Source organism: Bradyrhizobium sp. AZCC 2262 (assembly GCF_036924535.1).
Lineage (GTDB): Bacteria > Pseudomonadota > Alphaproteobacteria > Rhizobiales > Xanthobacteraceae > Bradyrhizobium.
This window is the reverse complement of record NZ_JAZHRT010000001.1, coordinates 1,124,812-1,138,328: the sequence shown is the minus strand read 5'-3', so window position 1 is coordinate 1,138,328 and position 13,517 is coordinate 1,124,812. Positions and strand designations below refer to the sequence as shown.

Genomic DNA, 13,517 nt, shown 5'->3' with positions numbered 1-13,517 from the left:
TGCGTCAGTGCGGCGTCGCGCGCCTGATCAGGGCGCAGAGCCCCGTCATGCGCGCGATCGGATGTTCGACGAATAGTCGGCAGGAAGCCAGCGCGCCCTTCAGCGTATCGGGTGGCGTGGCAGGTTTCAGTTGCGATGCGAGAACCGCACCATGGGCATACCCAAGCGCACGAGTCGAAAGCGTCAGCGAATTCAGCCGCCCTTCCCGCTGCAGCGGCGCCAGCATGGTACGCACCAGCGCCAGGTATGCCGGCCAGTAAGCCAGATGCCGGTACATGCTCGCGATCAGTTGCGGCTCGGTGTCTTCGCCGAAGGAATTCAAATCACCGACCAACGCCGCCACTTCGGGATCGAGCGCATCCATCGGCGGCAATTCCGGGATTTTGACGCCGGACGGTTTTGGCGCGGTATCGGCAGGCTTCACGGCATCGACCGGGCGCGGCTCGTAATGCACCAGCAGCGCCGAGAGCACGACGAGTGCCAGCGCGTTGGTATATTGATAGCTGTCGAGCACGTCACGAATGAGCGCGCGTTCGGTCTCGTCCACCCCGGCGGCAAGCAAGCTGTCGATGGAGAAGCCGGGCCAGTCCGGCAGCGCGATCGTTTGCCTGACGGCTTCGGCATGCAATGGGGCGTCGCCGAGATAGAGCGGACGGACGGTGGACCAGGTCCATTCCAGCGCACCCGGCATGGTCGCGAGGTTGCGCCAGATCAGGTTGACCACGCTGGTGCCGAGAACTTTTCGAATGTCGGCATAGATGTTGGCGATTTCACCTCTGGCTTCGGCTTCGAGAACCGACGGAACGCTCTCCTGCCCCTGCATGTACTCATCCCGAAATCAAACGGTGCCCGTAGCCCGGATGAGCGAAGCGATATCCGGGAACAAACACCATACCGCCCGGATGTCGCTTCGCTCATCCGGGCTATGAAGTTTACAGAAACTTCGCTTCCACGGTACCCAACCCGTCCAGCTCCATCTTCACGCTGTCGCCGGCATCGAGCCACACGGTTTTCACGAGACTGCCTGTGAGCACGATCTGCCCGGCATGCAGCCCCTTGCCCTCGTCGGCGAGATGGTTGGCGAGCCAGGCCAGCGCGTTGTGGGGATGGCCGAGCACGTCGGCGCCGGTGCCCTTGCCGGCCTCCTTGCCGTTGACGATAGCGCGGCCCTTGACCGTGAGCAGGTCCGGCGCTTTGGTGCGCGTCACCGCCTTGCCGAGCACGCAGCCGGCGGCGAAGAAATCATCGGCAACCAGCGTCGGCGCGCCCATCGTCTCCCATTTGACGTAACGGTCGTCGACGATCTCGATCGCGGGGTGATAGGCCTCGATCGCTTCCATCATCCACTCCGCGGTGAAAGGTCCTTCGCCGGGCGACAGATTGCGTGCGAGTCGCACCGCGATCTCGCATTCGACCCCGACACGGACATAGTCGCCGTGGCGCAGCTTGGCACCGCTATCGTGAACGCCCTTGGCGAACACGCCGCCGGCGCAGGGATGGGGGATGTCGAGATATTCCTGCATCACCGCGCTGGTGCAGCCGATCTTGTAACCGACCAGAGCGCCCGTCTGTGGCAGCAGCAGGTCATGGACCGCGCGTTGAATGCGATAGCCTTCCGCCTCATCGCCAGGCATGAGCTCAGGAGCAAGCGAGGCCAGCGGCGCGCGACTGCGGCGCGCGGTGGCGATGATTTGTGCGGCCGCGAGAATGTTGTCCATCAGCGGCGGCTTTCTTGTTGCAAGGCGGAGCGCTGACCGCACACGGCGGTCAGTCGCCCGTCGATGCCCTACTCATCCCGGTAAACCTTCTCGCGCTTCTCGTGGCGTTCCTGCGCTTCCACCGACAACGTCGCGATCGGACGGGCTTCCAGCCGCTTCAGCGAAATCGGTTCGCCGGTCTCCTCGCAATAGCCGTAAGTGTTGTCCTCGATGCGTTGCAGCGCTGCGTCGATCTTGGAGATCAATTTGCGCTGGCGGTCGCGGGCGCGCAGTTCGATGGCGCGATCGGTTTCGGAAGAGGCGCGATCAGCCAGATCGGGATGATTGACGTTCTCTTCCTGGAGAGTCTGCAGGGTGATCTTTGATTCCCTCAGGATCTCGTCCTTCCACGCCAGCAGCTTGGCGCGAAAATAATCGCGCTGGCGGTCGTTCATGAAAGGCTCTTTTTCGGAGGGTCGATAATTCTTCAACTTTTCCAAGGCCAGCCCATCTTCACGTGCAAGGCGGGGCGGAAAATTGTCCGTCCGCGCGGGCCTTATATAGCGGCGGGTTGTGACAGACAATATAGGTGATCCCCTTGGGGGTACCTCCCCCAAGGCCTTGCACAGGCAAAGTTATCGGGACCGTCGGCCCTTTAGTAGCCGACTGTGAAGCGCTGGCGGATATGGGCCGGGCGTTCGATCTCGTCGGCGAGTGCAACTGCGAAGTCCTCGAAGGAAATCGAGCTTTTGCCGTCGGCAGCGGTCAAAAGCTGGTCGGTCCCGAGGCGGAACTTGCCGGTCCGCTCGCCGGCGGTGAACAGGGCCGAGGGCGACAGAAAGGTCCAGTTCAGCTCTTTTTCGGCCCTAAGCAGGTCCAGGAACGCCGCCCCTTTCTCGGCTTCGGCCTTGTATGCCACGGGAAAGCCGGGGGTCGTGACCAGCCGGACACCGGGGACCACTTCGAGGCTGCCGGCGCCGCCGACGACGAGGTAACGGGTGACCTTCGAATCCCTGGCGGCCCCGATCAGCTTCAGCGGATCGCTGGCGAGAAAGTGGACCGAACTGACCGCCGCATCATGGCCGGTCAGCAGCCGGGCAAGTCCGGTCTGGTCCATGACGTCGCCCTGGATCGGCGTGACGTTGACCTGGGCGGCAATCTTTTCGGGATGGCGGGCGATCGCGGTGACGGCGTGGCCGCGGCGGGCGAGTTCAGCGGTGATGCGCGAACCGGCATTGCCGGACGCGCCGATGACGGCGATTTTCATGAAAGTCTCCCTTGCGATACGCGAATGCGGTATCCGATGGTGACTAGATAGCGAAAGGGATGTAAGTGTGAAGAGAGCACTTTTGGGTCACCTGATTACGCAGGAGTAACCGCCGTGAAAGCCGCCAATTCGAAGATCCCGAACGCCTATTCGGCCGATTGCCCGACGCGCCAGATTCTCGATCGCGTCGGCGACAAATGGGCGGTCTTAATCCTGCTTCTCGTGCGCGACGAGCCGATGCGTTTCAATGCGTTACGGCGGACGATTGAAGGCATCTCGCAGAAGATGCTCAGCCAGGTTCTCAAGTCGCTTGAACGCGACGGACTGATCCGGCGCCGCGCGATCGCGACCGTGCCGGTCACGGTGGAGTATTCGATCACGCCGCTCGGCGCGACCCTCGCCGACGCCGTCGATCCGTTGCGCGACTGGGCGGAAAAGAACCTGAAGGAGGTGTTGAACGCGCAGCGCCGCTACGACGCGGCGCGCAAGGATATCGCGGCGTGAGACATCCACCGCCGTCATGCTCCGCTTCAAGCGGCACATGAAGTGCGCCGCCCGGGCAACGACATGCAGAATCTAGAACTGCCCGGCCTTTGCGAGCTCCACCTCAACCCGCAACTCGATCTCGGACAATACCGCGTCGAGGCCTGGATCGCCGGAGGAGGATTTCAGGTTGGCCGCGGCATCGCGCAGCCGGTTCACGGTGGAAGCATCGAGATTGCCGGAGAGCAGCCCGAGCTTGAGTTCGTCGAGCACGTCAAGCGCGCCCCTGCCCCGCGCCACCGAACGCTTGCGGCGCTCGGTCGGATCCTCGACGCCCTGCAGCGCGAGCAGCGCATCGATGTTGCCGGCGGCCTTGGGTGCTGCGGCCGAGCGAAGCTCTTCGGGCGCGGCCGTCGTCTCCGGCAGCGAGAAGCCGGTCGAACTGGTTCGCCGCGTCTGACTCGTGGGCGATCCAAGCGTGGTGCCGTTCGGTCCGTAGATGCGCATCGTGGTGATCTCGCCGTGAGAGTCGGGAGACCTTCGCCTTGTTATGGTTAATGATGCGTAAATAGCCCGGCAAAATCTGCCGACGTGCGGCAGTTTCGCCCATCGTGGTGAAGCCGCAGCAAGATCATGCCTCCGGAGAACATTCAGCACTATCAAAGTATTGGCCGAGAAACGCGACATGGCATGACCCTCGCATAGTTAATGCCGGATCGCCGTCATGGGAGTGGCGCAAGCGGTCCGGTGGAAGACCTCGAGGGGAGCACAGGATGCCCGGCATCCGTTCGGCAAGACTGATTTGGGTGACCTGCGCCGCGCTGCTGGCGCTGGCGTTATCGCCCTTGCCCGCGGGTGCGACATCGCGGATCAAGGACCTCGCCAACATCGAAGGCGTGCGGCAGAACCAGTTGATCGGCTACGGCCTCGTGGTCGGCCTCAACGGCACCGGCGACACGCTGAACAACATCCCCTTCACCAAGCAATCGCTGCAGGCGATGCTCGAGCGCATGGGCGTCAACATCCGCGGCGCCACCATCCGCACCGGCAACGTCGCCGCCGTCATGGTCACCGGCAACCTGCCGGCGTTCGGCACCCAGGGCACGCGGATGGACGTCACGGTGTCCGCGCTCGGCGACGCCAAGAACCTGCAGGGCGGCACCCTGCTCGTCACCCCCCTGCTCGGCGCCGACGGCAACGTCTATGCGGTCGCCCAGGGCTCGCTGGCGATCTCCGGCTTCCAGGCCGAAGGCGAAGCCGCCAAGATCACCCGCGGCGTGCCGACGGTGGGCCGCATCGCCAACGGCGCCATCATAGAGCGCGAGATCGAATTCGCGCTCAATCGCCTGCCCAATGTCCGGCTGGCGCTGCGCAACGCCGATTTCACCACGGCCAAGCGCATCGCGGCGGCCGTCAACGATTTCCTCGGCGTCAAGACCGCCGAGCCGATCGATCCCTCCACCGTGCAGCTGGCGATCCCCGCCGAATTCAAGGGCAACGTCGTCGCCTTCCTGACCGAGATCGAGCAATTGCAGGTCGAGCCGGATCTCGCCGCAAAGATCGTCATCGACGAACGCTCCGGCATCATCGTGATGGGCCGCGACGTCCGTGTCGCCACCGTGGCAGTAGCGCAAGGCAATCTCACCGTCACGATTTCCGAGAGCCCGCAAGTCAGCCAGCCCAATCCGCTGTCGCGCGGCCGCACCGTGGTGACGCCGCGCACGGGCGTCAGCGTCAGCGAAGACGGCAAGAAATTCGCGGTCGTGAAGGACGGCGTCTCGCTGCAGCAGCTCGTCGACGGCCTCAACGGGCTCGGCATCGGTCCGCGCGACCTGATCGGCATCCTGCAGGCGATCAAGGCCGCCGGCGCGATCCAGGCCGACATCGAGGTGATGTGATGATCGGGATCGACAAGGCCTCGCTGATCAACGGCCGCAAGGATCCGCTGCTCGCCGAAGCACTGACCAAGGTTTCGCCCGAGGCGCAGAAAAAGACGCGCGCCAAGGCGCAGGAATTCGAGGCGATGTTCCTCAACTCGATGTTTTCGCAGATGACCACCGGCGTCAAAGGCGAAGGGCCGTTCGGCGACACGACCGGCACTGGCGTCTGGCGCTCGATGCTGACGGATGAATATTCGAAATCCTTTGCCAAGTCCGGCGGCATCGGCATTTCCAACGACGTCTTCCGCACCTTGATCCTGCAACAAGCCAACCGTGCCGGCTGATCAAAAGGGAATCCAACATGAATCAGCGTCTTCAAGCCAAGCCCGCGCCGGCCCCGGCAAAAGCGATTTCCACGCCGGTCGAGGCGCGCCAGCTCACCGAAGAGCTGATGGAAGTGATGAACGGGCTGCTCGGCATCATCGAGCGCGAAACCGAACTGGTTCGCGCCGGCAATGTGCGCGAGGCGATGCAGCTGGAACGGCAGAAAAGCGAGTTGTCGGGCCGCTACATGGTCGCAGTCGAAAGCCTGAAGAACGCGCAAAAATATCTCAATCAGGTCTCGCCGGAATTGCTGACCACGCTGCGGCGCCATCACGACACCTTCCGTGCCATGCTGCAGATCAATCTCACGGTCCTTGCAACCGCGCACGCGGTGTCCGAAGGCATCGTGCGCGGCGTCAACACCGAGATCCAGCGTCGCAATATTCCGAACACCTACACCGCCGCCGGCCAGCGCGCCGTCCCCGGCCCGCGGCACATCAAGCCGCTCTCGGTCAGTCGCTCGCTGTGATCATTCCGGCGCTTGTAAAAAATAAGAGCAATTTTAATTAAAAACTTGCGCGGATTTGAGCGTGAAATTCAGGGCATTCTCTAACATTGTATTGAGGGGTGTTGGGGCATAGTTGCGATTCGAGAGGGGTTGGGATTTGACTCGAAGCAAGCCAGGAGGCTGCCGTGAGTACAGATTTCAGCATCAGACCGGTGGGGGCACCGGTTGCTACGCCGATTGTGCAGCACGTGAGCGAAGCGGCGCACAAGGCGGTGGCGACAGAACTGCCGGCGCCGCAAAGCGTCACGGCGGCAGATGTGAGCGCACGCGCGCGCGCGGAGTCCGATGCGGTCAATGTTTCCAGATCGCGTCAGGTGGTTTTCGATCGCGCAGCCGCCTCGATCGTCTACCAGGTCGTCGATGTCAGGACCAGCGCGGTGGTGCAGCAGTTCCCCGATGAAGCTGTGCTGCGCCGTCGCGCCTATTTCCATACCCTCGACCTGGCCAAGGGCGCCCCTTTGCGTGCCCTTGCCACCGACCGCAAGGCTTGACGCGCGAACCGTCAGGGCTTGCCTGACAGGCCCGCCGCGAGGTTGCAATTGATGTCGATCAGCGAATTCAGTTTCGCCGGATCCGGATTCAATTGCATCTCGACCGTTTGCTTCATCACGAACACGCCGAGATTGGCGATGTTCTGACGAATTTCCAGCGGTTGCGGGTTGTCGTTGGCCTCGACCGCGCTCATGAAGATCGACCACAGCCGGCGATTGAAGAGCAGCGCGCTGTGCATGTTCTTATCGGGACCAGCCCAGTTGGCCTGGACATCCAGAAGCTGTCTCGCAGCCTTCAGCAGCGCCTGCGCCTCGATTTCACGGGGGGATGCCGTCGTATGTGACGTACGCGAGTAGGCCTGGGCTGCATTAGACATTCACGACCTCAATGGGAGCGGTTCGCAGGACCGCGGGGGGACTTCAAAACTGCCCAACTTTCATACAGTTGGCGCCTTTAAATATGGTTAGCAACGGTTACCAAATGTGACGTAATCCAGGCAGTCACGCGACCGCGCCGATCGTCGATGAGTTGCATCGTTGATGATCGTGACGTCGATCGCGCCGGTGCAAAGTTCACAACAATCAGACCCGATCGACCGGCGCCGAGTTCAGGGCCGACTGTCCGGTGGCGGCATTGGTGACCACGGTCTTGATCGTACCGTGGCCCTCCTTCGACAGCAGGAATTTAGAGTCGCCGAACTTGAAGGCGTTGTCCTTGATCAGGATATCCTGGTATTTGATCGGACCGTTGCCGCTCTGATATCGCACCTTGCCGCGAAATCCCTGCACGTTGGACACCGAGAAGGAAAACTTCTCGCCCGTCGAATAGGTCCCCTTCCAGGTCCCTTCCCACTGCGTGGCATCGACCGGGACATAGGTCGTATGGGACGGAATCGCCGCGGGCTTGGACGTGTAGCCTGCCGCGAGAACGCTGAAGATGTCACCCATAGCTCAACCCTCCTGCTTGATGCCCGCTGCTATTCAGGCGCGGCCGCTGAGGCCGGCCGCGAGATTGCGGTTGATCTCGATCAGCGGCTTGATGTGCTCGACCTGCGGGCTGATCTGCAGCGCCATGGTCTGGCTCAGAACGAAGATGCCGATGTTGGCGATGTTCTGTCGCACCTGCAGCGGTTGCTGGTTTTCGTCGCGCAAGACGTCGCCGAGAAAGATGGACCACAGCTTGCGGTTGAACATCAGCGCTTCGGAGATCTGCTCGCTCGTCGCGTTTTCATTGCCGACGATAGCCTGCAACTTGTTCGCCGCCTTCAGCAGGGCCTGGGCTTCGATATCACGGGGAGAGGAGGTAGTGGTCGCAACACGCGCGTAAGCCTTGGCAGCAGCACTAGACATTCGTCACCTCAGCAACTCCTCTTCCATTCTGACAAGCTTGCGGATTTCCTTTAACGAAGTGTAGAGTTGGCCGCTTAAAATTAGCTTACTTGCGGCCTCGATCTGCGGCCTGAAGCTCGGCACCGCCTCCAGCAAATCCTTGACGAAGCCCATATAAAGCTCCTGGTACTTCGGGATGTCCTTCTCCAGGTACATCTGCTGCACGCAGAGATAGAGCCGCTTCACCGGGGTATTGGCTGTCTCCGCCGTCAGGATGTCCTTCTCGCGCAGGATCGGCGCTTCGCCATCGATCAAAAAGTGGGCTCGCGTCTCCGAATTGGTGATGACGCTTTCACCGATGATGATCCGCTCGAACGGCTTCAATTCAACCTTCAGCGCCATCGCCTAACCCCTTGCAAACCGCCGCGTCGCGGCGCGCGTGTGCGGAAACAATTCCACGAATCACCATGAACAATACCCGAACATTCCAATGCAAAACTGCATCAAAAAAAAGGCTTTTGCTTCATCAACGGAGCGGGTTTGGGGCGTCGTCCGTCGGCTCCATCGCGGCTTCAAGGAATAGCGGCGGGGCCCTGCCCCGCCGTTTTGATGGCTCGAAACGTTGCTCCGGCTTACTGCAGAAGCTTGAGCACGCTCTGCTGCGACTGGTTGGCGAGCGCGAGCGCGGAGACCGCGATCGACTGGCGGGTCGACAACGCCTGGCTGTTGGCCGCCTCCTCGTTGGAGTCGGCCAGGGTCAGGTTGGCCGATCCGGTCTGCAGCACGTTGATGATGTTCTTCGCGAAATCCTGACGGATCTGCACGATCGAGAGGTTGGCGCCGAACGCCGAGGCCTGCGAGCGCAGCGTGCTGCTGGCGTTGTTGAGCGCGTTCAGCACCTTGCCGGTCAGCACGTTGTCGATGAAATCGGTGCCAGGGGCGAGCGGTGCGAGGCCGAGGCCATTCGGGTCGAAGCTGACGCCCGCAATCGTCAGCGTCGACTTGCCGGTTTCGTTGAAGATCAGCTTCAGCGAGTTGCCGTCCAAAAGGTTGATGCCGTTGAACGATGCATCCTGCGCTGTGGTCTTGATCTGCTCGATGACCTGGTTGTACTGGCTGACTAGCGTGGCGCGCGCGGTTTGCGACACCGCATCGGGAACCGTTGCAACGACTGTGCCGCCGGCGCCGCCACCGAGCGCATTGGCGCTGATGTTGATTGCATCCAGCGCGGTAGGCGCAGCAGCGGCCGTCGTGCCGGTGATCGTCTGGGCTGCACCGTCGTTGGTCGATGTGAAGGTCAGCTCGTCCGTGTTGGTGATCGAAGCCGACAAGTTGACGCCCGCTACTGCCAGCGCCGTGTTGAGCTGGTCGAGCGTCTTGACGGTCGCCGTCTTGCTCGTGGAGTTGAAGGGCGAGGCAGCCGTGCCGATCGTGATTGTCACAGCGGTGCCCGCCGAATTGGTGAACGTGAAAACACCACCGTTGAGCTTGCTGGTCGTGAGGTCGGCGGCAGTCGCCGGACCTGCGGGGGGGACCCCGGTGCCCGTACCGGTGAATGCAATGCTGGACTTGGTGCTGTAGCCCGTCGGCTGCTGCAGCGCCTGGTTGGCGATCGACTTGGCGGTATCGACCAGCTTCTGCAGCGAGGTGATGCCGGTGTTGGCGGCCTGCAGCACCTGTACGCCGTTGCCGATGCTGTCGAGCAGATTGCTGATGTCACCGGCGCGGGCATCGAGGCCGGCCGCGGTGAAGTAATTGGTCGGGTTGTCGAGCGCGCTGTTGACCTTCTTTCCGGTGGCGAGGCGGGTCTGCGTCTTCGAGAGCAGGTCGGCGGTGCCCTGCAGCGAGAGCAGGTTCTGGCGGACTGCCGCCGTCAGGACGATATCGGACATATTCAACGCCTTCCTCAAGTGTGCGTCGCCGGCACCTTCTCCCGCGCCGGCGGCCTACATGACCTCACCCGAGTACGTTATGAACAAAAGCTTTTAAAATGTGGTTAACGGTACCTTATGAGGCATGGTTAATAACCGGTTCCCCTGCTCACGACCCTTTAAGGCGCTGTTTTCGAACGACATGATCCTCCCGTTCCAGACACAAAAAAACGGCGGGGCCGAAGCCCCGCCGCCGTGATGGATCGAGTAGTTCGCCGAAATCAGCGCAGGAGCTGCAGAACGCTCTGGTTCGACTGGTTGGCGAGCGCGAGCGCGGAGACCGCGATCGACTGGCGGGTCGACAGCGCCTGGCTGTTGGCCGCTTCCTCGTTGGAATCGGCCAGGGTCAGGTTGGACGACCCGGTCTGCAGCACGTTGATCAGGTTCTTCGAGAAGTCCTGACGGATCTGCACGATCGAGAGGTTGGCACCGAAGGCCGAAGCCTGCGAGCGCAGCGTGGTGCTGGCGGTGTTGAGCGCCGTCAGAACCGAGTTGGTCGCGGAGTTATCGATGAAGTCGGTGCCGTTGACGAGCGACTTCAGGCCAAGACCGTTCGGATCGAAGGTCACGCCCGTGATCGTCGAGGTCGACTTGCCGGTTTCGTTGAACACCAGCTTCAGCGTGTCGCCGTTGAGCAGGTTGACGCCGTTGAAGGACGCGTCCTGCGCAGTGGTGGTGATCTGCTGGATGATCTGGTTGTACTGGGCAACGAGACTGGAACGGGCCGTCTGCGACACCGTGTCCGCAACAGCGGCGACAACGGTTCCGCCAGCGCCACCACCAGCCGCGTTCGCGGAGATGTTGATGGTGTTGGCAGCAACACCGGTCGCAGCTGCCGTCGTGCCGGTGATGATCTGGCTCGCGCCGTCATTCGTCGACGTGAAGGTCAGCTTATCCGTGCCGGAAATCGAGGCCGTCAGATTGACGCCAGCCGCCGACAAGGCCTGGTTGAGGTCGTCCAGCGACTTAACCGTCGCCGTCTTGGCGGTGGCATTGTAGGCGACAGCCGTCGCACCGACCGTGATCGTGGCGGCGGTACCAGCCGAGTTCGTGAAGGTGAACACGCTACCGGTGAGAGCGCCCTGGTTCAGGTTCGAAGCACTTGCCGTGGTTGTTTGGCCGGTCGCAGCGCCGGTGAACTCCAAGCTGGCCTTCGTGCTGTAGCCCGAGGACTGCTGCAGAGCCTGGTTGGCGATCGACTTCGCGGTATCGACCAGCTTTGACAGCGAGGTGATGCCGGTGTTGGCGGCCTGCAGCACCTGCACGCCGTTGCCAATGCTATCGAGCAGGTTGCCGATGTCGCTGGCGCGGGCGTCGAGGCCGGAGGCGGTGAAGAAGTTGGTCGGATTGTCGAGCGCGCTGTTGACCTTCTTGCCGGTGGCGAGGCGGGTCTGCGTGGTCGAGAGCAGGTTCGCGGTGTCCTGCAGCGAGAGCAGGTTCTGGCGAACCGAAGACGAGAGCGTGATGTTGGAGAGAGACATGAACAAAACCTTTCTGGTGTTACGCAACAGCCCGGCCTTCTTGGCCGAACCCGGGGGCACCCTGAAAGCAAATGATCAATGGGAAATGAAATCGGCCTGAGAGATCCGCCGATACCAGGCGGGTTCTGAAGTCATGCGGAATAAAGAGTGAAAATGATGGGTAAATGATAGGTAGAAGTCGAAGCGATCGGGCGGCAAGGCCATCCGGGGACGCCCAGGTTTCAGGCCATTACAGAGCGATTGGTCGCCCCGCCCCAGCGTCAGTTCCGGACCACGGACAATCGGCATAGGGGGCGACCTTTCGGGTCGCTCCCCCGCCACACCACCCGGCATGCGGGTCCGCACCGGGCGGTTCAAGAAATTGAGGTCATGAGAGAGGAGGCAGTCCGCTCTCGCCAGACCTTCGGCGTTTGCGCCAGCGGAAAGTATGCCTTCCAACCCAGAACATTCGGCCGCAGATGACCCACCACATCAAAAAAACGGCGGGGCCGAAGCCCCGCCGCCGTGATGGATCGAGTAGTTCGCCGAAATCAGCGCAGGAGCTGCAGAACGCTCTGGTTCGACTGGTTGGCGAGCGCGAGCGCGGAGACCGCGATCGACTGGCGGGTCGACAGCGCCTGGCTGTTGGCCGCTTCCTCGTTGGAATCGGCCAGGGTCAGGTTGGACGACCCGGTCTGCAGCACGTTGATCAGGTTCTTCGAGAAGTCCTGACGGATCTGCACGATCGAGAGGTTGGCACCGAAGGCCGAAGCCTGCGAGCGCAGCGTGGTGCTGGCGGTGTTGAGCGCCGTCAGAACCGAGTTGGTCGCGGAGTTATCGATGAAGTCGGTGCCGTTGACGAGCGACTTCAGGCCAAGACCGTTCGGATCGAAGGTCACGCCCGTGATCGTCGAGGTCGACTTGCCGGTTTCGTTGAACACCAGCTTCAGCGTGTCGCCGTTGAGCAGGTTGACGCCGTTGAAGGACGCGTCCTGCGCAGTGGTGGTGATCTGCTGGATGATCTGGTTGTACTGGGCAACGAGACTGGAACGGGCCGTCTGCGACACCGAGTCCGCAATTGCGGCGACAACGGTTCCGCCAGCGCCACCACCAGCCGCGTTCGCGGAGATGTTGATGGTGTTGGCAGCAACACCGGTCGCGGCTGCCGTCGTGCCGGTGATGATCTGGCTCGCGCCGTCGTTCGTCGACGTGAAGGTCAGCTTATCCGTGCCGGAAATCGAGGCCGTCAGATTGACGCCAGCCAGCGACAAGGCCTGGTTGAGGTCGTCCAGCGACTTAACCGTCGCCGTCTTGGCGGTGGCATTGTAGGCGACAGCCGTCGCACCGACCGTGATCGTGGCGGCGGTACCAGCCGAGTTCGTGAAGGTGAACACGCTACCGGTGAGAGCGCCCTGGTTCAGGTTCGTAGCACTTGCCGTGGTTGTAAAGCCGGTCGCAGCGCCGGTGAACTCCAAGCTGGCCTTCGTGCTGTAGCCCGAGGGCTGCTGCAGCGCCTGGTTGGCGATCGACTTCGCGGTATCGACCAGCTTTGACAGCGAGGTGATGCCGGTGTTGGCGGCCTGCAGCACCTGCACGCCGTTGCCGATGCTATCGAGCAGGTTGCCGATGTCGCTGGCGCGGGCGTCGAGGCCGGAGGCGGTGAAGAAGTTGGTGGGGTTGTCGAGCGCGCTGTTGACCTTCTTGCCGGTGGCGAGGCGGGTCTGCGTGGTCGAGAGCAGGCTCGCGGTGTCCTGCAGCGAGAGCAGGTTCTGGCGAACCGAAGACGAGAGCGTGATGTTGGAGAGAGACATGAACACAACCTTTCTGGTGTAACGCAACAGCCCGGCCTTCTTGGCCGAACCCGGTCAGCCTTCTTGGCCGAACCCGGGGAGACCCTGAAACCAAATGGTCAACGAAAACTAAATTGGACCGGCAGATGCGGTGCTACCGCGCCGGTTTCAAAATCATGGTTAAAAAAGGGTGAAGGGGATCGGAGAGCTCGACGCGGCCGGGTGGTCACCGGCGGTCGGGCGGTCACCGGCGGTCAGGTGTCACCAGGCGTAAACAGCGCGCGGACCAGCTTCCGA

Annotated in this window: 17 protein-coding genes; 5 read left to right on the top strand and 12 right to left on the bottom strand. The window is 62.1% G+C overall.

The genetic code is table 11. The features are described from left to right. Positions 1–4: 4 nt before the first annotated feature. The 4 genes from V1283_RS05130 to V1283_RS05115 form a co-directional block, all read right to left on the bottom strand. Entirely contained in the window at positions 5–823 is an 819-nt protein-coding gene (locus V1283_RS05130; RefSeq protein WP_334385366.1) for a hypothetical protein, read from the bottom strand. Between the two features lie 109 nt (positions 824–932). Further along, the gene (locus V1283_RS05125; RefSeq protein WP_334385365.1) at positions 933–1,718 is read right to left on the bottom strand and encodes a 2-keto-4-pentenoate hydratase; all 786 of its coding nucleotides are present in this window, start codon (positions 1,716–1,718) and stop codon (positions 933–935) included. Between the two features lie 68 nt (positions 1,719–1,786). Beyond that, a complete protein-coding gene (gene dksA / locus V1283_RS05120) occupies positions 1,787–2,152 on the bottom strand; it encodes an RNA polymerase-binding protein DksA (protein WP_092509290.1) in 366 nt (121 codons plus the stop codon). 200 nt (positions 2,153–2,352) lie between these two features. Beyond that, positions 2,353–2,964, bottom strand: coding sequence for an NAD(P)-dependent oxidoreductase (locus V1283_RS05115; RefSeq protein ID WP_334385364.1), 612 nt, complete (start codon positions 2,962–2,964; stop codon positions 2,353–2,355). Positions 2,965–3,078: 114 nt separating this feature from the next. On the opposite strand from V1283_RS05115, the gene V1283_RS05110 reads away from it, so the two are divergent. Next, entirely contained in the window at positions 3,079–3,468 is a 390-nt protein-coding gene (locus V1283_RS05110) for a winged helix-turn-helix transcriptional regulator (RefSeq protein ID WP_334385363.1), read from the top strand. Positions 3,469–3,540: 72 nt separating this feature from the next. Here V1283_RS05110 and V1283_RS05105 read toward each other — a convergent pair whose 3' ends face one another. Further along, on the bottom strand, positions 3,541–3,954 hold the full coding sequence (locus V1283_RS05105) for a flagellar assembly protein FliX (protein ID WP_334385362.1): 414 nt from the start codon (positions 3,952–3,954) through the stop codon (positions 3,541–3,543). Between the two features lie 266 nt (positions 3,955–4,220). On the opposite strand from V1283_RS05105, the gene V1283_RS05100 reads away from it, so the two are divergent. From V1283_RS05100 to V1283_RS05085, 4 genes are all read left to right on the top strand, one after another. Then, the gene (locus V1283_RS05100) at positions 4,221–5,345 is read left to right on the top strand and encodes a flagellar basal body P-ring protein FlgI (RefSeq protein WP_334385361.1); all 1,125 of its coding nucleotides are present in this window, start codon (positions 4,221–4,223) and stop codon (positions 5,343–5,345) included. Beyond that, positions 5,345–5,671 (top strand): flagellar assembly peptidoglycan hydrolase FlgJ, encoded by a 327-nt coding sequence (gene flgJ / locus V1283_RS05095; RefSeq protein ID WP_334385360.1) that lies wholly within the window; start codon positions 5,345–5,347, stop codon positions 5,669–5,671. Before V1283_RS05100 ends, flgJ begins: the two co-directional genes overlap by 1 nt. 17 nt (positions 5,672–5,688) lie before the next feature. Next, positions 5,689–6,180, top strand: a complete 492-nt coding sequence (locus V1283_RS05090; protein ID WP_334385359.1) for a hypothetical protein — start codon at positions 5,689–5,691, stop codon at positions 6,178–6,180. A gap of 164 nt (positions 6,181–6,344) precedes the next feature. Beyond that, positions 6,345–6,710: a hypothetical protein gene (locus V1283_RS05085; RefSeq protein ID WP_334385358.1), complete on the top strand. Its 366-nt coding sequence runs from the start codon at positions 6,345–6,347 to the stop codon at positions 6,708–6,710. An 11-nt stretch (positions 6,711–6,721) separates the two neighbouring features. Here V1283_RS05085 and flaF (V1283_RS05080) read toward each other — a convergent pair whose 3' ends face one another. The 7 genes from flaF (V1283_RS05080) to V1283_RS05050 all read right to left on the bottom strand — a co-directional run bounded on the left by flaF (V1283_RS05080) (position 6,722) and on the right by V1283_RS05050 (position 13,241). Next, positions 6,722–7,087, bottom strand: coding sequence for a flagellar biosynthesis regulator FlaF (gene flaF, locus V1283_RS05080; protein ID WP_334385357.1), 366 nt, complete (start codon positions 7,085–7,087; stop codon positions 6,722–6,724). A gap of 205 nt (positions 7,088–7,292) precedes the next feature. Further along, a complete protein-coding gene (locus V1283_RS05075; protein WP_334385356.1) occupies positions 7,293–7,658 on the bottom strand; it encodes a hypothetical protein in 366 nt (121 codons plus the stop codon). A gap of 33 nt (positions 7,659–7,691) precedes the next feature. Further along, positions 7,692–8,060, bottom strand: a complete 369-nt coding sequence (gene flaF, locus V1283_RS05070) for a flagellar biosynthesis regulator FlaF (RefSeq protein WP_334385355.1) — start codon at positions 8,058–8,060, stop codon at positions 7,692–7,694. Between the two features lie 3 nt (positions 8,061–8,063). Then, complete coding sequence (gene flbT / locus V1283_RS05065) at positions 8,064–8,441, bottom strand: flagellar biosynthesis repressor FlbT (RefSeq protein WP_334385354.1); 378 nt, start codon at positions 8,439–8,441, stop codon at positions 8,064–8,066. Between the two features lie 230 nt (positions 8,442–8,671). Continuing rightward, on the bottom strand, positions 8,672–9,931 hold the full coding sequence (locus V1283_RS05060; RefSeq protein ID WP_334385353.1) for a flagellin N-terminal helical domain-containing protein: 1,260 nt from the start codon (positions 9,929–9,931) through the stop codon (positions 8,672–8,674). A gap of 260 nt (positions 9,932–10,191) precedes the next feature. Then, complete coding sequence (locus V1283_RS05055) at positions 10,192–11,451, bottom strand: flagellin N-terminal helical domain-containing protein (protein WP_334385352.1); 1,260 nt, start codon at positions 11,449–11,451, stop codon at positions 10,192–10,194. Positions 11,452–11,981: 530 nt separating this feature from the next. Next, positions 11,982–13,241, bottom strand: a complete 1,260-nt coding sequence (locus V1283_RS05050; protein WP_334385351.1) for a flagellin N-terminal helical domain-containing protein — start codon at positions 13,239–13,241, stop codon at positions 11,982–11,984. Between the last annotated feature and the right edge of the window lie 276 nt (positions 13,242–13,517).